This window comes from Occallatibacter savannae (assembly GCF_003131205.1).
In the GTDB taxonomy this organism is placed as follows: Bacteria; Acidobacteriota; Terriglobia; order Terriglobales; family Acidobacteriaceae; genus Telmatobacter; species Telmatobacter savannae.
In genome coordinates this window covers 346,699-364,821 of record NZ_QFFY01000003.1, presented here as the reverse complement: position 1 = coordinate 364,821, position 18,123 = coordinate 346,699, and the positions used below count along the sequence as shown (strand labels likewise).

The following is an 18,123-nucleotide window of genomic DNA, read 5'->3' as shown; positions in this document are numbered from 1 at the left end:
TGTCATTATGAAGATTCTTGTTGTTGAGGACGAAGGCAAAACGGCAAGGTTCCTAAAGAAGGGGCTGAGTGAAGCGGGCTTTGTGGTTGATGTCGCCGCTGATGGTCTTGAGGGCTTGCATATGGCAGGAGAGGTCGATTTTGACCTGATGGTCCTGGACGTCATGCTGCCTCGACTGAATGGATGGCAGGTACTCGGCCGACTGCGTAGTACGGGGAAGAAGACGCTGGTGCTAATGCTCACGGCGCGTGACGCGGTGCATGAGCGCGTGCACGGGTTTGAACTCGGTGCTGACGATTACCTCGTGAAGCCGTTCGCTTTCTCTGAACTTTTGGCGCGGGTTCGCTCGCTGCTCAGACGTTCGGTCCCGCGCGCGCAGGAAACCATTCGCTTGGCGGACCTCGAGATTGATCTCCTCCGGCAACGTGCCAAGCGAGCCGGCCACAAGCTTGACCTCACCTCTAAGGAATTCCTTCTGCTCAGCCTTCTAGCACGCAGGGCAGGCGAAGTGCTGTCAAGGACGCTGATTGCCGAAGCCGTGTGGGACATGAATTTCGACAGCGAAACCAACGTAGTCGACGTTAACGTGCGCCGGCTTCGCAGCAAAGTTGACGATCCGTTTTCAGTCAAGCTGATCCAAACCGTGCGAGGTGCCGGCTACGTCCTTGAGTGCGAATCGTAGCATGCCCTCCGGGCGACAGTTGCGAACGACACTAGCTTTTCGCCTGGCGGCTGCGTATTCGCTGGCGGGCCTGCTGCTCGTCATCCTCATTACGGTCAGCCTCTACCTTCTTCTGCGCTCGGAGCTGGACAGAAGCAACGAGCTCTTCCTTGCGGATAAGATCAACGTGCTCCGAACGATGCTCCGAGAGCGTCCCAACGATGACGAAGCTTTGCGCGAAGAGATCGAGCTTGAATCGGCTGCAAGAAGGTACGAGCAGTTCTATATACGCCTTCTCGATCAGCATGGATCACCGATCCTGACGACGCCGGATATGAACAAGCAGCTGGATATTACGCAATTTTCAGGCTGCGCGCACGGCAACGTCGACAGATCTACAACATTAACTGGCATGAGTGGCAGGATTTTTCGAATCTCGTGCGCAAATGCGGCCGTCGGTAATCCGCCGAATCAAATCGATAAGATCGAGATCGCAATCGATATCTCGCAGTCGGAAGGGCTGCTTGCCCGTTATCGGATGTGGTTTTCCGTCAGCCTGATGGTTACGTCGATTCTCTTTCCACTGGCTGGATACAAGATCGCGCGTCATGGAATCCAGCCAGTGGAGGAGATTGCGGCGACCGTTCGAAAGATCACCTCCACCAATCTCCGGGAGCGTCTACGGCCCGAAGGCTACCCCTCCGAGCTCGCATCGCTGGCAGGGACATTCAACCAGATGCTCGACCGCCTGAAAGAGTCCTTCGAGCGAATCTCCCAGTTCTCCGCCGACATCGCGCACGATCTGCGGACGCCTGTAAATAACATACGGGGCGAAGCGGAGGTAGCGCTCGCACGAGCCCGCACCGTGGAAGAGTACCGGGGCGTGCTGGAGTCGTCACTGGAAGAGACAGTCCGTCTGTCCGATCTCATCGGCGACCTCCTGTTCCTCGCGCGCGCTGAGAGACCTCTGACCGAGTTGCGTCGAGAAGATGTCAACCTCTGTCACCTGTTAAACACGGTTCGCGACTACTACGAAGCGCCGGCTGCTGATGCCGGGGTGAGTCTCTCCACGCGAGAAGAGAGCGATCAGATCATCGCCAGTATGGACCGGGCTTTAATGCTCAGAGCGATCAGCAACCTCGTCTCAAATGCAATTGCGCATACGCCCAGGGGTGGTTCGATCACGCTTGCTGCGTACGTTCACGAAGAAAAGGTCTGCATTGACGTCAGCGATACGGGAGCCGGCATCCCGGCCGCGGCTTTACCCAAAGTGTTCGATCGATTCTTCCGCGTCGATCCATCTCGATCGCACGCCTCCGGCGGCACCGGGCTGGGGCTGTCCATCGTTCAAAGCATCATGCTTCTGCACGCCGGTAGTGCCGAAATCACGAGCAATGTTGGCCGGGGCACGACCGTCAGTCTTGTTTTTAACGCGCCTGCAAAGCGATGACAAAAACGTAATCTTCCCGCCATCGGGGTGTCATTCCTCGGTCGCTAGGCTTCAGGAGGGTTCGGACCGGGCCAGTTCCCCGCACGCGATTCGAGCACCCTGGCTCAACGTTCGTTTGTCGAACTCGCACGGGCAATTCCTATTTTTCTGAATTTCGCAGCATCGTCCAAAACCTTCTATGAGTTCTCATTCCCCGCGATCCCGAGCAATCTCCAGTTCGTTTGTGGCTGGTTGCGTTCCCTCACGCAGTAAAAACACTAATTCAAGGAGAAGGTTATGTCTCTCAATCACCTCCAGGCAGGCCGCCTGTTTTTCGGCATTCTCGCGGTTGGACTGAGCGTCTCGGCGCTCGGGCAATCCGTGCAGTTTCCGACATATCAGGCCGGGCCCCAGCCAGACGGAAGCTTCATCGCAGGAAGCGGCGTGATTCTTACGCCTGCCGGCACAACCGTCAACCTCGGCATCCGGACTCGTGCAAAGGCTGTTGCTCTCAACCCGACAGGGAATCACACGGCGGCAGTCCTCCAGATGGGCGCGCCGCAGGTTGTGACGGTATTCAATACTAAGACAGGAGCCGTGCTGCAGAACTTTACCCCGAAGGTCGGCGCCGGTGGTAGCTCCGTGGGCATCACCTACACCTCTGATGGCAAATACTTGCTGTTCAGCCAGGATGGCGGCTACGGCCCGTCTTACGTCGCCGTTGCCAGCGCGCAGGCAGATGGAACGCTTGCAAGCTACGCCGCCGTTTCGGTACCACCAGACGTGGATGCCAACGGCAAATTGCTGAATGCCAACTGCTATCCCTACGATGAATCGAAGAAGAAGCCCTCGGGCAGCCCTCCAGGAACCAACGGCAGCTTCGAGATTCCCTGCGGCTACTCCGTTTCGCTTTGGGGCAATCAGGCTCCGACATCCTACCCCATGGGCATTGCGGTCTCACCTGACAACAAAACCGGCTACGTCGTGCTGGATAACAATAATACTCTGGCCAAGATCGACCTCACCGCTCCAGCTGCTTCCATCAAAGAAGGAGCAGAACTCACGGTCGGGAACATTCCGCACAGCGTCGTGCTCTCTGCGGATGGCAAGACCGCCTATGTATCAAACGAAGGCGGTTGGAGGCCGAACAAGAACTCGTTCCAGGAGTACTCCAATGGCTTCCCGGTCCGTGCCAATTACCCCGTAGGCAGCATGGATAAGGGCACGATCTCCGTAGTCGATACGGAGAACTGGAAAGTGACGCGCACCATTGGTGTCGGCTACCACCCCACAGGAATGGCTTTGTACGGAACAAAGCTGCTTGTCGCCAACGCCTATGAGGACAGTATCTCAGTCATCGACACAGCCACCAACACGCAAGAGGGCAAGATCGACCTGGGACTTCCTCTGAGCTTGCCCGGAGAAAAGAATTCTGCATACGGGGCGGGTCCCAACTCGATTGCCGTGGACGCTGCGAAGAAGATCGCCTATGTTGCGCTGTACAACGCCAATGCCATCGCGGTGATCGACCTCAACAACTGGAACGGCAGCGCGGTTCTAGGCATGATTCCGGTGGGCTATGCGCCGTCTTCAGTCGTGCTCGACTCGGCCGATGGCTCGCTGCTCGTCGCCAATGACAAAGGATGGGGAACGACTGGTAACCCGAACCCCTTCCAGGGTACGGTAACGGGCGCTCCCACTACAGCAAACTCAACGGGCAAATACTATGGTGCAGTTGGTCTGAACACGCACCAGGATCTAGGCACTGTCAGCATCGTTCCCATTCCGAGCTCGTCGGACTTGGGCGTGATGACTCATCAGGTAAAGGTGAATAATCACTGGGATCTATGGGAGAACATTGAATCAGCTGGGGGCGGCGACAAGGATTCGAAGCCGGTTGTGATCCCGAGGAAAATCGGCGATCCCTCAAAGATCAAGCATGTCTTCGTGATCATCCGTGAGAATCGCACCTACGACCAGATCCTCGGCGACGTAGTTGGTGGAAATGGAGACTCTTCGCTGGCGACATTTGGCGACAACTCGTCGTTCACGCAATATCCACATGTCACGCCTAATGCGCACGCACTTGTAAAGAGGTTCCCGCTTCTGGATAACTTCTACGATCCCAGCCGCCAATCCGCGGACGGTCACAACTGGATTGTTCAGGCGATGGCGCCATACTCCGATGATGTTCAGTCGCCGGACTGGCTGCGCGACTACCCCTCGAATGGCGGCGATGCGATTGCCTATCAGACGAAGGGCTTCCTGTGGGATGCCGCTGCGAAGGCCGGCGTGAGCGTCAAGAACTATGGCGAGTACGTCGAGTACAACACTTTCAACGTACCTGGCTGCAAGCTCAACAACATCTACACCGCCTACACCTCGCCCGGTGGCGCAGTTGCAGGAACGGTTCCGCTTCCGTTCAAGAACTCCATCAGCTGCGAGCCACTGTGGATCGATTTCTACAACGACGTGCAGGCCTACGAGTCTGGCCAGGAGAGCCAGCTCTACAACTACAACTTCATCGCTTCTGCAACGCCGTTGCCGAACCTGTATAAGGTGACGGTTCAGAACTATCCGCAGTTCGATTTGAACATTCCCGACCAATACCGATTCGACGTCTGGCAACAGGATTTCAACCGTGATGTAGCTGCGGGAAAGGTGCCGCAGTTGGAGTTCATGTGGATCAGCTCGGATCACACGGGTGGGCCGCCGAACGCAGCAGCCATGCAGGCCGACAACGACCTGGCTCTCGGCCGGTTCGTCGATGCCATCAGCCACAGCCCGATCTGGAAGGACTCGGTGATCTTCGTCGAAGAGGATGACTCGCAGAACGGCGTCGATCACGTTGACGGTCACCGCAGCCCGGGTTACGTCATCAGCCCCTACGTCAAGCAGCAGGTAAACTCCGACGGCACTGGCACTGAGGCCGTCGCAGACAGCACCTTCTACACACAAGTCAGCATGACCCGTACGATCGAACAGATTCTGGGGATCACGCCGATGAATCAAAACGATCTGGTGGCTTCGCCGATGAAGGACCTCTTCGTCGAGAATCCGCCGGTGAAGAACTTCCTGCCCTGGGCGCACGTTCCCGCAGGTGTGCCGCTGAACTACGGGGTCACGCAAACTCCCACGGAAACAGCCATTCCGGGCGCGACAGCTTCGTCTAGCCCAGTTGTTTATCCGAACATGACTCCGACTGCCAAAGCGTTGATGGTTGGCTGGATGAAGAAGAAGTCGCAGGTTTTCGCCGGCAATTATCACAAGCCAGACGTTGAGGACACCGACACCGTCAATCACATGGTCTGGTACGAGATGACGGCTTACAAGGTCCCCTACCCCGGCGAGAAGAAGGTCCGCCCAGCGAGCGACTTCAGACGCAAGAAAGCCGCCAACGCTGATCTCGACGACTAAGCTGAGCCACCAGGCAACCTATGGCCCTCTTCTTTGAACAGGAGAGGGCTTCTTTTTCGTAACGAAAACCCGTGAGGTGACTCGTCACTCTACGTAACCGGATGCGTAAGATCCGGATCCCTCCGCAGCGCCGACGAGGAGATGCTCTCTGCCATCTCGTAAGAGAACTGACTACCCAAACTGTGGAGACAACTCATTCTCGCCCGAAGGCAGATCAATACCTGTAAACGGGCTTATGGAACGCGATCCGAGCAAACTCGCGGAACAGCAAAAACGGGGCCGCTCCGTACGCTCACACGATTGGCCTGTCTACCCGATCACTCTGCGTCCTTTGATCGGTTCACTGATCTCTCCATTGTTCACAGCGCGAGTGAGCCAGTTTTTTTTGAGCGTCGTCTTGTTAATTATCCATTCTCTCCAGGTCAGACGGGTTTTATCCTTAAGCCAAAGCTGGCTCTCCCGCTCCACTTGCGCAAGCCGATCTTTGCGGTCTCTCTTCCGCCGATCCTCGTTAAATAGTTTAGATGAAAGCCGATGACCACAACGGGCGGAGCAATAGACTCGCCTTCGCTCAGTGTTATTGATGAAGTAGTGTTCGCAATTTGCGCAAGGCCCTGCCAATCGATAGTTTTCAGGATCGATGAGAAAGTAGAGGAACTGCCGCGTTGCCATCGCTTTGAAATCCAGGGGGCCAGCGCCTTGCACTACTGTCGCGATGCTGACTCTGACTAAGCCGGTTGCGGTCGGGATCAAATGCGCCTGTGCATTCCAAGCAGCGCTTCTAAGCGAAGGGTCGGCATCGAACAATTTGATGGTGTTCGGGCCTGACCTTAACCATGCCGCTACAAACTCCCGAAGCTGGTCTCTTGCTCGGTTATAGTCGACCCAATCAGCATCGGGACTTCGTTTTTTCATTTCAGCTGGCAAGGAGAAATCGGTATTGAGAGTCCTGACAAAGCTCTCAAGCGTGTATCCATCCGACATGTCAAAAAGAGAAGTGGGTCTGAGTCTTTTCTTTTCATAAAGTGTGAAAGTACAATATAGCATAAAATCACCTTTCTGATATTTCTAGATTAGGCAGCTGAAATCTGGCACACTCTCTCCATGAATCATTTGAATTTCACTTCAGACGCACTGCGGCGCGATCTCCTTTCGTTGCCAACCAGCCGTCTCAGGCCTTTCGCGACCAACGCTCGCACCCACACCAAACATCAGATCCGCCAGATTGCGGAGAGCATCCGAGTTTTTGGCTTCACGAATCCAGTCTTAGTTGATCGCGACGATCAGATCGTCGCAGGCCATGGACGGGTTGAGGCAGCGAAGTTGCTCGGAGTAGCGGATGTCCCCGCTATACGGCTGGAGCACCTCAGCCCTGATCAGGTCAGAGCCTACGTGATCGCCGACAACAAACTGGCCGAAAACGCAGGCTGGGACCGAGACATTCTGGCAATTGAGCTGCAGAACCTATTGACGATCGACAGCTCGGTTTTTGATGTAACGATTACTGGCTTCGAGGTGACAGAAATTGACCTGCTCGTTCAAGGAAGTCAAAATTCTGACGGGCCCGCCGACCATACGCAGGAATCGACCCTGGAATCAGATCCGGTCACTGCGCCCGGAGACGTCTGGCTGCTCAATAAGCATCGGCTGATCTGCGGCGACGCGCTCGTCGGAAGTACGTTTCGAGAACTCCTGGGCAACAAGCGTGCTGCGGTCACGTTCACCGATCCTCCCTTTAACGTGCGCATCGATGGGCACGCAACCGGAAAAGGCTCGATCCACCATCGAGAATTCCAAATGGCCTCAGGTGAGATGAGTGAGGCTGAGTTCCTTTCCTTTCTGAACAGCAGCCTCCGTCATATTCGGGACTACTCGGCGAACGGGTCGGTCGCATTCGTCTGCATGGACTGGAGACACGCAGCTGATCTGATCGCCGCGGGCCGTCAGAACTTCGACGAACTTTTGAACGTCTGTATCTGGGTCAAGAATTCGGGCGGAATGGGCAGTTTCTACAGATCCCAGCATGAAATGGTGTTCGTCTTTAGAAAGGGCAAGGAGTCGCACCGCAACAACGTGCAACTCGGGAGGTTCGGCAGAAACCGGACAAATGTCTGGCAGTACCCAGGCGTGCAGACGATGTCGAAACAGGGAGATGAGGGCAATCTGCTGGCGCTCCACCCGACTGTGAAACCGATCGCCATGGTCGCCGATGCAATTCTCGACTGTTCGGCCCGAGGCGAAATCATTCTTGATCCGTTCTTAGGCTCCGGCACCACGCTGATGGCAGCCCAACGGGTTGGGCGAGTTTGCTACGGGATCGAGATCGATCCCTCGTATACGGATGTGGCCATTCGTCGCTGGCAAAAGCATACCGGCGAGAGAGCTGTTCAGGCCGCGACGGGCAAGACATTTGATGAGATCGCAGCCCAGAAGGAGCTTCTCAGTGCATAACGAAGGTTTCCAAAACTACGATGTCGGCTACGGGAAGCCCCCGCAGGCCACTCAATTCACGAGAGGTCGTTCCGGGAACCCTAAGGGTCGTCCGAAAGGATCCAAAAATCTCTCGTCCGTTGTTCAACGCGAATGCAGGCAGCGAGTTCGAGTGAATGGGCCCGGAGGGCCACGGATGATCACCAAACTCGAGGCCGCTGTGATGCAGATCGGGAATAAGGCGGCGCAGGGAGAGCTCCGAGCCGCCAAAGAGCTCTTCAGCTTGATAAGGATCTCCGAAGAAGAACAGGGTGCAAGCTCTACCGGAACAAGCTTCCAGGAAGCAGATCAACGCGTCCTGCACACCCTCCGCAGGCGCCTCGGGGGCCTGTCTACATCCGAATCAACAACAAACTCCAAAGAGATTTCAGAATGAGCGTCCTTCAATCAGTGTCTTTCTACGAGTACCAATCCATACTGCGCAGTGACTTCGCGAGCTTCGTCGAACGGAGCTTTTACGAGCTGAACCCTCAGTCAGAGTTCATCCCAGGTGATTACATCGATCTCATGTGCTCTATTCTCGAGGACTGCCGCCTGGGACGTACGAAACGTTTGATCGTCAATTTGCCTCCGCGCACTCTGAAATCTCACGCAACCAGTGTGGCCCTGCCCGCCTGGATCCTGGGGCACGACCCATCTGCCCAGATCATCTGCGCCAGTTACGGCCAGGATCTGGCCGACAAGCACGCCCGAGACTGTCGAGCTCTGATGCAATCCGCTTTTTACCGGCAGCTCTTTCCGAACACAGTTCTGGCGCCGGATCGGCTGGCGGTGAATGACTTCATGACAACTGCAAAAGGCTGCCGCTTGGCTACGTCCGTCGGTGGAGCGCTGACCGGAAGAGGAGCGGACATCATCATCCTGGATGACATCATGAAGCCGGACGATGCTCTTTCGGAAGTGCGTCGTAACGCCGCAAATGAATGGTACTTCAACACGCTGTTCAGCCGACTGAATAGTAAGGAATACGGGCGGATCATTATCGTGATGCAACGGCTGCACCAGGGAGATCTGATCGGTGAAGTGCTGGATCGAGAGCCTTGGAAGCACTTCTCAATGCCAGCAATTGCCACCGTAGACGAAACTTACCCTTACGAAACCGTTTTCGGCCCGCGAGTATTCTCCCGCAAAGCTGGGGAATCCATCCATCCAGAGCGCGATTCCGTTCAGGTGTATGAGAGCATTCGCGCAAACCTGGGCGAGTACAAATTTGAGAGCCAGTACCAGCAGGAACCGATGCCGCTCGCCGGAGGAATGATCAAACGAGACTGGCTGACGTTCTATGAGCCGTCCCAGCTTCCGACTTCATTCACCTACCTGCTGCAGAGCTGGGATACAGCAAGCAAAACTAGCGAGATGAACGATTTCAGTGTTGGAACGACTTGGGGATTGTATGAAGAGAAGTTCTATGTGCTGGATGTCTATCGCAAACGCGTGGAATTCCCGGAACTGAAGCGCGCCGTGATCGAAGCCTACCAAAAGCACCAACCACATAAAGTCTTGATCGAGGACAAGGCATCCGGAACTGCCCTGATCCAGGAATTGCAAAGGGAATTCGTATACGGTGTCGAGTCCTATAAAGCCGAGCCGGGCAGCGACAAACGGATGCGCTTCGCGGCTCAGTCAATCCAGTTTGAGAAGGGAAATGTTCTGCTCCCGTCGCAGGCACCCTGGCTGGACGAATACGTACGAGAAATCACTGGCTTTCCGGGTACGAAGCACGATGATGCAGTCGACAGCACCTCGCAGGCCCTGCACATCCTCACGGCTCAGATCAATGATTTCGTTACCTGGGCAAACCTGGGCAGGGGGTAACTGGAGCCTCAGGCTTTAGGCTCTCAAATCGTCCGAATGGGCAGAGAGTTCGCTTGACTCTTTGCCCTACCAGAGCGGAAATGGACTACCGCCAGAGATTTCGCGGCGATTCGGGGCAATTTGAAAGCAAATCTTGAAGCCCAATTGACTGAGCTACCGAGCCTAGAAACCGAGCGATTACGTGCGCTCTGGCAAGATGTTTTCGACAAGCCACCGCATCCTAAACTTCGCCGGGAACTGCTGATCCCGATCATTGCCTACCGTCTCCAGGAGAAAGCCTTCGGCGGTTTGAAACCATCGACCTTGCGACGTCTCGAAGCTTTCACCAGCGGCAAGCAGGCCCGAAAGCAACGCGGCTTGCGGCCTGGAACTCGGATGGTGCGCCAGTGGCAAGGCAAGGTCTACGAAGTCGTCACCGTCGAGCAGGGCTACATGTATGACGGGCAGAAGTACCGCAGTCTGTCCGAGATTGCGCGTGCCATCACGGGCACCCGACGGTCGGGTCCGGCCTTCTTTGGGCTGAAACAGAAGAGCAGGGAAGCGGCATGAACGCTCGTATTCGATGTGCCGTCTACACTCGGAAGTCTTCAGAAGAGGGCCTCGATCAATCCTTCAACTCGCTCGATGCGCAGCGCGAGGCTTGCGAGTCGTTTATTCAGTCGCAGAAGCATGAAGGCTGGACGCTGATCCCCACCAAATACGACGACGGCGGATTCTCCGGCGGAAATATAGAACGGCCAGCGCTCAAGAAGTTGATGGCCGATATCGCCGAGGGCAAAGTCAATACCGTCGTCGTCTATAAGGTCGATCGACTCACCCGATGCCTGGCGGATTTCGCCAAGATCATCGAGCAGTTCGATTCGAAGGGCGTGAACTTCGTTTCGGTCACGCAGCAGTTCAACACAACTACATCGATGGGCCGGCTCACACTCAATGTGCTCTTGTCATTTGCACAATTCGAGCGGGAAGTAACGGGTGAGCGCATTCGCGACAAGATCGCTGCCTCGAAGGCTAAGGGTATGTGGATGGGAGGGCGAGTACCGCTGGGCTACGACCTGCGCGAACGCAGAATCTACATCAATCCATCAGAGGCCGAACGAGTCCGCGAGATCTTCCGACTGTATTTGAAAGTCAAGACCGTGCCTGCCTTGCTGGAAGAGCTTTGCAAGAGTGGAATACGGACCAAGATTCGGATCGAGAACGGAAAGAAATCGGGCGCGAAGCTCTATTCGCGCGGAGCGCTGTACAAGCTGTTGCGCAATCACCTGTACGTCGGGGAGATCAAACACAACGGCTCGGCATATCCAGGTGAACACCAGGCCATCCTCGACCGGTCTCTATGGGATGATGTGCAAAAGCTTCTCGACGAAAATTGTCAGGGGAGTCGTAAAAGTCCTCGGGCGACGAGTGGAAGCATGCTGCAGGGACTCCTGTTTAGTGAGTCTGGGGTCCGGTATATTCCGACGAGCGCACATAAAAAAGGACGTCGCTATTGCTACTACACATCGCAAGCAGTCCTTGGTGGTCGAAAACAGAAGGCGTGTGCATTCGGGCGGCTTCCCTCAGCTGCTCTCGAAGCTGCGGTATCGGACAGGATCGCGCAGCTGCTCGGTTCTCCGGTAGACCTGCTCGCCGCAGTCCAGCGGCCCCAGGTCGATCATCCAAATTACGATCGGCTTCTCAAGCTTGCGAAGCTAAAAGCAGCACGCTGGGGTGGTATGCCGCATAAGGAGAAGGCTGGTTTTATCAGAAGCCTTCTCCATCGCGTGGTGGTTCACGAAGGCTCTATTGAGCTCGCTATAAAGCTCGAGTCACTGATCGAGGTTCTTGAAGATCGAGGTCCTCAACCCGCTGAACACCCCTTCAAGCCAACAGTCTTCTCGATGGACACTCCGTTTCGGCACGTGCCTCAAGGCAGCGCCTTGAAGCTAGTGATCGGCAACATTCGGCCCGAATCTTCGCAAAGCAGAGAGGCGGTCCCGAAGGCCCTCGCTCGAGCGCGCGACTGGTATGAATTGATCCTTTCGGGTAAGTTTGCAAGCCTGGCAGAGCTTGCCCGCAGGCAGGGCGTCACACCTCGCTACGTCAAGAAGATTTTCCCGTTGGCGTTCCTGGGTCCTGTGTCTGTCGAGCTGTTGCTCAATGAGCCGAGATCGCTCGCATCGCTTATGGGGAACATTCCGCTGACCTGGGAGGAACAGAGGAGACATTTGGCAGTTATATAAGCCCTTGACACAAAGTCGTCCGGGAGATCGGGCGAGTCGGCAAACTCTTGCTCAATATAACGCTTCGGTAAGCATGAAGGTTGGAGGGATCTTGGCGTCCTGAAGGATCGTGTAGGGCTTTTCACCCAGGACAGGTTCAAATGAGAATCAAACACTGAGAGAATCGAGCGCGAATAGGGTATTGTCAGGAAGGGTAATGACAAATTTTCCTTCTTGTCTTGCGGCGACGAAGCGTGGCTATTGGATAGTGGTGACAGCATTGTGCGTCAGGCGCTCACAGAGTATTTGGCAATTTGGCGCGTGGGACCAAGGGCAACTGGGGCATCAAGGACAACGAAGCCGCTCACGAAAGGTAGAGGCATGACTCATCTTCATCTCGTATTACTGTTCGTTTCCATCGCAAGCGCGACTTGCGCCTTCGTCGCGTCGTGGTTTTGGGATCTTTCGAGCCGGCCGACTCCCGAGATGGCGGAGCCTTTGATCGCCTCCATAGCCGATGTTCCTGCTCAATACATCTTGGGCGCTCAGATCGACATATATAGCATCAGAGACGCTCTGAGGGAGTCCTCCCGGTTAAATAAGTGTGCCGCGACATGGAGCGCACTCGCCGCTCTGTTCGGGGCGATTTCCGCAGCTCTGAGCATCATCTAGCACAGTTCGGAAGAGGGATTTCGTAGATCTCCAGGTGGGCTGGAAGATTTCGAATCAAGTCGTGCGCACTTCCGCTTGCAGCCTGACTCGTTCGGCAACTTCTTCGTAGATAGGTATGCGGAGGTCCTCTGCTGCTTCAAGGGTTACTGCGAGTGCGTATGGGACTCGTTCGATAAGACTGCCAGCATCCGCACGACAATTTACCTTTACCCGAAGCATCTCACCGTCGATGTAGGCTACTGCGTTGTCACCCTCAAATACCTCGTGCTGCATTGTGCCTCGCTGGACTGTTTGCCAGTCAGCGTACATGCGTGTTGTTTGTAATGGACTCTCGGGCGTCGATATCCAGAGTCCTGCGCGTCGGTAGTCGCGATGCTGTGGATTGATTGGTGTCAGCCAAGCCAACGATACTGTAAGGCGCCGCGCGCCTACAACACCTGAAAGACTCGGCGGCAGCGGTAATTCGTAAACGTGTCCTTCTTCGTTGCCGATCTCTGACGCTGAGATCACAGTTACGCGATGCTCATTACACCCCAAAACTCGATCTAGCTGAACGGCCCCGTACCCAAGGTACCGTGACACATGGTCGCGATAGTACCTGCCAAGTTCCAACGATTGTCGGAGTGCATCTGCGGCATCGGTCCAAGCCGAACCATGCACGAGCAGCACTTTTGCCAGAACCGCTAGCGATGCAGCATTCCACTCGGTTGGCAAGTTCTCCAGCATGTCCAGAATGAGAGCAGCAGAGCGACTGCCTAGCGCAGTCGCATTGCTCGTGCCGCACGTGTATCGAGTTCCGCGCAAATCACCTGCCACGTGTCCAGGAACGGCGACCAACTGGCCAGGTCCTGTCCGGGGAGTTTGCGCGGGTTCGAGAATGCCGTTCGGTTGCGTCAGATTCATTGAAAGTCGATACAACTGCACACCGCCTTCAAACAGAACATCTGGCTTCATTCCGCGCTTGAAACCTAGACCAACTCGATTGATGGGGCTTGGAAAGCCGGTATCCGGATACGGATTAATCAACGCAGGTGGCGTGGGCGCACCGGAATCATCCCCATGTAGGCCACCGACAGTGATTGCGTTAATTGCTTCAGAGGGGGACAGAATGCGACGCAGATGCGCATTCGAGTGAATAGACCGCGATACAGCGGTATACAGTTCGGCTTCAGAAAGCGTCTGCACGTCCGCTTGTCGAACGTCCAACTCGAGATTGGAATGGTCGTTGCCAGTGCTGACCAAGAAGAGGACTTGATATCTCCATGAGAGCCAATCAAGCATGCGTCCGAACGGGCTCATTGGACCGTCAAGCGGCCGGTTGGGGTCGCCAATGGAGAGATTCAACACCCGAACCGAAGGCGCAACGCCAGGGTTACCCTCGTTGTCCTCGTAGATGCGGCGAACCGCCAGGTGCAAAAGGTCAATGGCTAACTGATTTGACGGCATAGCTTCGACCCGTACTTGGCGAAAGTCGCGGGGATCCGGCTTCATAATTGGTCGAATGTAAACAGGACGGGTGAGGGCAGCCTCCCCTGCAGAGAGATCCCCCCGGACAATGAGAGAGGCCATCTGCGTACCATGCGATCGTTCAGCTGCTCGATAATCCACTTCCCAATTCAACGGGTCGTCGATAATGAGTCTTCCAGTTAACAACCGATGATTTGCGAGCGGCAAACCGTCGAGAATACCCACTACGGGTGGGCCCTCAGGAACTTGCTCTTCTCCGACTGGGCCATCGAAGTCGAGCGGTGGAATATCAGATGGGACGGCAATAGATTGCCCAGCTGGACGGAGAAACATGATCTCGTCTAATTGCAGCAGGCGAATCCCAGGATTGTTTAGAATTGCTTCGGCTGCCGCGCTCGGCAGAGAACCCATGACTCCGTGGTACGCAATCTGAGGATAGATCGCAGATTGTACGACGTTGCCGCCGGCAGCACGCACTGCATTTTGTACCTGAAGTTCTGCACGTTCCCTTGCGGTGCCACCATGTCGAAACCAGAGTTCCGCCTCGAACGACACCGTTTCCCTGCCGTTTTCGATATCAAATCGCCAATTCTCGAGTAGGCCTGTATCGCGAATGCGGTCTTCAGACCCCCAAAGCCTGAGAGCGCGCAGTTGACGAAAGAGATCGCGGAACTTATTGAAGCCTCTTGGGAAGGGCTGATTCGGATTTGTCTGGTAGGCGTGCCATAGACGAAGCATTTCCGCGAGCGCGGCTTGATTCGTCATTACGAGGTAGATCCTTCCGGAGACAGGATCGGTTCGATTAGCTGGCAGATAAAAATCCTGGTCTGCTGCCATCTCCTCGTCAAGCTCCGCAAGCCACTCCATTCCCTCAATGCGACGAACAGCATTCAAAAAATCTGTGATGGAGCCAACGGTTTCAAAGACGATGACCCTCTCGGGTTCAGCACCCTCGATATCTGTCTGGACTTCTCCAGCTTGATCAGCGAATGCTCGTTCGAGTCGCTGGATCTGCGGAGCGAGCCGTTCTCGTTGTCGCTCGGGAGTTGGAAGATGGATCTTTGGTGCGCCGCTGCCTTTTCTTGCTCGTGCGGCTACCTCGTGGGTTGGAAAAACTAGAATGGGCAGAGTTGCCATTTCGTTGAGCACTCCTATTGGGATGGCTCAGACTCCAAAGCTTAATCTGCTCTTGAAGAACCCGATGCGGATGTGTGCTTCCATCCAGCACACATCTCCGCAAAACATTCTGTGCCACGTCCTCTAATTCCGAGTAGCTCGCACCAGCCAATTGAGAAAAAGATCGCTTGGCTTTCGACAAGTTGAGCTGCGGGAAACGGGACGACAAGAGATCAAACCATTGTGCAATTTGGTCTCGTGTTGGCAAAGGTAGATTGGCCCGAATCTGGAAGCGTCTCCATACGGCACGATCTAGCAAGTCGGGATGATTTGTCGCTGCAACTAGGACAACATAGCTAGGCAGACGATCAACCTCAAGAAGCAAGGAATTAAGAACACGTTTGATCTCGCCTGATTCTTGGCGATCTTCGCGCTCCTTGGCAAGTGCGTCGAATTCATCGAAGAACAGTACGCACTGGTGCATCCGTGCGTACTGAAAAACCTCCTGCAGACGTTTCGCAGTCTCGCCAAGGTAGCTATTCACAACTCTTTCGTACCGCACGATGAGAAAAGGCACCGAGAGGGCAGTCGCAATTGCCTCCGCCAAAGAGGTTTTTCCATTACCTGGTGGGCCGGTCAAAAGCACGCGGCTTCTCGGTTCCAAATTGTAGGAGCGCAGCAAGTCGGCTCGTTGTTGTTCCTCGATGAGCTGATTTGCGAGGACGGAAACCGATTCCGGGAGCACCAATTCGGACAGGGAAATGTCCGGTTGCTGTTCAAGCAGCACTTCAGCGTTCGAACTCTTTACAACGACGTGAAGCGGCGCGTTAGGTCCTTTGGGTGGATGCGTTACCGCTGCTGTAAGCGAGTCAGCCAAGACATGATGGCTCTTGGATCGCTCCTCGGCGATCACTGCTTCAACGGTCTTCGTAAAAAGTTCGCGCTCTCCGCTGAACCCAGCTTTGACCAGATTTAACAGCAAGTCCGACCGTGCCACAGGTCCACCCTCTCCCACAAGTCTAGCAGTCCCGTTGTTTTCACACCTGCAATATTGCCTATTCGGAACCCGCAGAGGAAGCTTCGGACTCGAAGGCGGTTAGATTCATCTAGGTCGTTCGCCTTCCGGTCATCCACGAAATGATGAGTCCCCGCAACCCCTTCCGACTTCAGAACGGACTGCTGAAATCACAAACAGAGAAAGGAGCCGTTTTCGAGGCCCTCGGGTGCTCAAGGGCACTTCTCTCATCCCTTTCGGGGTGCGCACACTCGCGAGTTCGCCCGGAAACGAGAGGGAATTGGAGAACTTCTCTGTTAGCTAGTCACTTAAAGGGCTTGATGGCGGAGCGAGCAGGATTCGAAGGTTCGGTACCCTTTTCTCTGGTCCCTTTCGTACTCGGAAAGGGACTGCCGAAATCCCGAACAGAGAAAAGAGAGATTTTTCTCGCCTTTGTGTGTTCTAGCGCATATTCTCCAGTCCCTTTCGGGAGCGAACATGCGCAAATTTGCCCGGAAACTAGGAGGAATTCTGGCTTTTCTCTGGCGGCCGTCGAACATCAGGACTATATGGCGGAGGGAGAGGGATTCGAACCCCCGGTACCCTTTCGAGTACAACGGTTTTCAAGACCGCCGGTTTCAACCGCTCACCCATCCCTCCGCGGCGCGCTAAGTTCTTCCAGTCTACCGTAATCATCAGCTCCCCAGCGCACCAGACGCACATACGCCCGACCCTGCATTTCCGGGAGCAGCCAGGAGCCTTAGAGTGTTACAACATTGAGTGCATGCCCAAGCGAATCAAACCAGGAGCGGCTCCTCAGCCGGGTCAGCCCATCAGCCTGCGGACACTCGGCGAGTACCTCAACCTCTCGCCCGCCACCATCTCGCTGGTCCTGAACAACGCACCCGGCGTGCGATCCATCCCGCAGGAAACGCGTGACCGCGTCGTTGAAGCCGCAGCAAAATTCGACTACCGCCCCTCCTTCTTTGCGCGGTCCCTGCGCAAGCGCCAGACCTTCACCGTCGGCGTACTCGTTCCCGAACTCAGCGACAGCTACGCCTCCCAGGTTCTCAGCGGCGTCGAAGAACACCTCATCGAAGAGGGTTACTTCTATCTCACCGCAAGCCATCGCCGCAAGCCGGATCTGATCGAAGAGTATCCGCGTCTCCTCATGGATCGCTCCGTAGAAGGTTTCGTCTTCATCGACACAGCCCTCCACAAAGGAGTCGGAGCGCTCCCCGCCGTCGCCGTCGCCGGTCACCAGAGAATCGAGGGCGTCACCAACGTTGTCCTCGATCAGAAACGCGCTGCTGAACTCGCTCTGCGCCATCTCTACCAGCTCGGCCATCGCAGAATCGCCTTCATGCGTGGAGGCAGCCACAGCTCGGACGCCGACGATCGTTGGGAATGCCTTATGAACGTCGCGCGCGATCTCAAGCTCCAGGTTCCGCCCGAATTAACAGTGCAGCTCAAGCTTCGCGTCTCCACCCCCGAACTCGGCTATGAACCTACCAACGAGCTGATCCTCCGCGGTGCCGACTTTACTGCACTCGTCTGCTACAACGACATCGCCGCCATCGGCGCGATTCGCGCTCTCGTGAACCACGGTTTGCAGGTACCCAACGACGTCTCTATCGTCGGATTCGACGACATCGAAAGCGCGGCCTTTCACAACCCGAGCCTCACCACCATCCGCCAGCCACTGCACCAGATGGGAACCACCGCCGCCCGGATCCTCTTGCAGCGAATCCGCGGGCAGGCAGCCTTCACGGAGTTTGTCCCTATCCATCCAGAACTCGTCATACGCGAATCCACTTGCCCTCCGAACCCGAAGAGAACGCGAACCCGGCGAGCCTGA

At 55.6% G+C, this 18,123-nt stretch carries 12 protein-coding genes and 1 tRNA gene; 9 read left to right on the top strand and 4 right to left on the bottom strand.

Annotated features, from left to right (window positions below; genetic code table 11):
- Positions 1 to 7: 7 nt before the first annotated feature.
- The 3 genes from DHV10_RS13340 to DHV10_RS13330 all read left to right on the top strand — a co-directional run bounded on the left by DHV10_RS13340 (position 8) and on the right by DHV10_RS13330 (position 5,507).
- On the top strand, positions 8 to 682 hold the full coding sequence (locus DHV10_RS13340; RefSeq protein WP_109486859.1) for a heavy metal response regulator transcription factor: 675 nt from the start codon (positions 8 to 10) through the stop codon (positions 680 to 682).
- A 1-nt stretch (position 683) separates the two neighbouring features.
- Positions 684 to 2,111 carry a heavy metal sensor histidine kinase gene (locus DHV10_RS13335; RefSeq protein WP_109486858.1) on the top strand — a complete coding sequence of 476 codons (1,428 nt, stop codon included), beginning with the start codon at positions 684 to 686 and terminating at the stop codon, positions 2,109 to 2,111.
- Between the two features lie 276 nt (positions 2,112 to 2,387).
- A complete protein-coding gene (locus tag DHV10_RS13330; RefSeq protein ID WP_204101413.1) occupies positions 2,388 to 5,507 on the top strand; it encodes an alkaline phosphatase family protein in 3,120 nt (1,039 codons plus the stop codon).
- A 309-nt stretch (positions 5,508 to 5,816) separates the two neighbouring features.
- Here the strand turns inward: DHV10_RS13330 and DHV10_RS13325 are convergent, their stop codons facing one another.
- A complete protein-coding gene (locus tag DHV10_RS13325) occupies positions 5,817 to 6,554 on the bottom strand; it encodes a hypothetical protein (RefSeq protein ID WP_162601496.1) in 738 nt (245 codons plus the stop codon).
- A 57-nt stretch (positions 6,555 to 6,611) separates the two neighbouring features.
- Between DHV10_RS13325 and DHV10_RS13320 the strand changes: the two genes are divergently transcribed.
- From DHV10_RS13320 to DHV10_RS13300, 5 genes are all read left to right on the top strand, one after another.
- Positions 6,612 to 7,958, top strand: a complete 1,347-nt coding sequence (locus DHV10_RS13320; protein ID WP_109486856.1) for a site-specific DNA-methyltransferase — start codon at positions 6,612 to 6,614, stop codon at positions 7,956 to 7,958.
- Positions 7,849 to 8,373 carry a DUF5681 domain-containing protein gene (locus DHV10_RS28270; RefSeq protein ID WP_420818748.1) on the top strand — a complete coding sequence of 175 codons (525 nt, stop codon included), beginning with the start codon at positions 7,849 to 7,851 and terminating at the stop codon, positions 8,371 to 8,373. The genes DHV10_RS13320 and DHV10_RS28270 overlap by 110 nt, the downstream gene beginning before the upstream one ends.
- Positions 8,370 to 9,812 (top strand): phage terminase large subunit, encoded by a 1,443-nt coding sequence (gene terL / locus DHV10_RS13310; protein WP_109486854.1) that lies wholly within the window; start codon positions 8,370 to 8,372, stop codon positions 9,810 to 9,812. Before DHV10_RS28270 ends, terL begins: the two co-directional genes overlap by 4 nt.
- Positions 9,813 to 9,932: 120 nt before the next feature.
- Entirely contained in the window at positions 9,933 to 10,361 is a 429-nt protein-coding gene (locus tag DHV10_RS13305) for a DUF2924 domain-containing protein (RefSeq protein ID WP_162601495.1), read from the top strand.
- Positions 10,358 to 12,037 carry a recombinase family protein gene (locus DHV10_RS13300; RefSeq protein WP_109486852.1) on the top strand — a complete coding sequence of 560 codons (1,680 nt, stop codon included), beginning with the start codon at positions 10,358 to 10,360 and terminating at the stop codon, positions 12,035 to 12,037. The genes DHV10_RS13305 and DHV10_RS13300 overlap by 4 nt, the downstream gene beginning before the upstream one ends.
- A 705-nt stretch (positions 12,038 to 12,742) precedes the next feature.
- On the opposite strand, the gene DHV10_RS27780 is transcribed toward DHV10_RS13300, so the two are convergent.
- From DHV10_RS27780 to DHV10_RS13280, 3 genes are all read right to left on the bottom strand, one after another.
- The gene (locus tag DHV10_RS27780; RefSeq protein ID WP_275425922.1) at positions 12,743 to 14,488 is read right to left on the bottom strand and encodes a S8 family peptidase; all 1,746 of its coding nucleotides are present in this window, start codon (positions 14,486 to 14,488) and stop codon (positions 12,743 to 12,745) included.
- 649 nt (positions 14,489 to 15,137) lie between these two features.
- On the bottom strand, positions 15,138 to 16,268 hold the full coding sequence (locus DHV10_RS27775; protein WP_109486849.1) for an AAA family ATPase: 1,131 nt from the start codon (positions 16,266 to 16,268) through the stop codon (positions 15,138 to 15,140).
- Between the two features lie 567 nt (positions 16,269 to 16,835).
- A tRNA-Ser gene (locus tag DHV10_RS13280) sits at positions 16,836 to 16,925 on the bottom strand.
- A gap of 124 nt (positions 16,926 to 17,049) precedes the next feature.
- Here DHV10_RS13280 and DHV10_RS13275 point away from each other — a divergent pair.
- Positions 17,050 to 18,123, top strand: a complete 1,074-nt coding sequence (locus DHV10_RS13275) for a LacI family DNA-binding transcriptional regulator (RefSeq protein WP_109486848.1) — start codon at positions 17,050 to 17,052, stop codon at positions 18,121 to 18,123.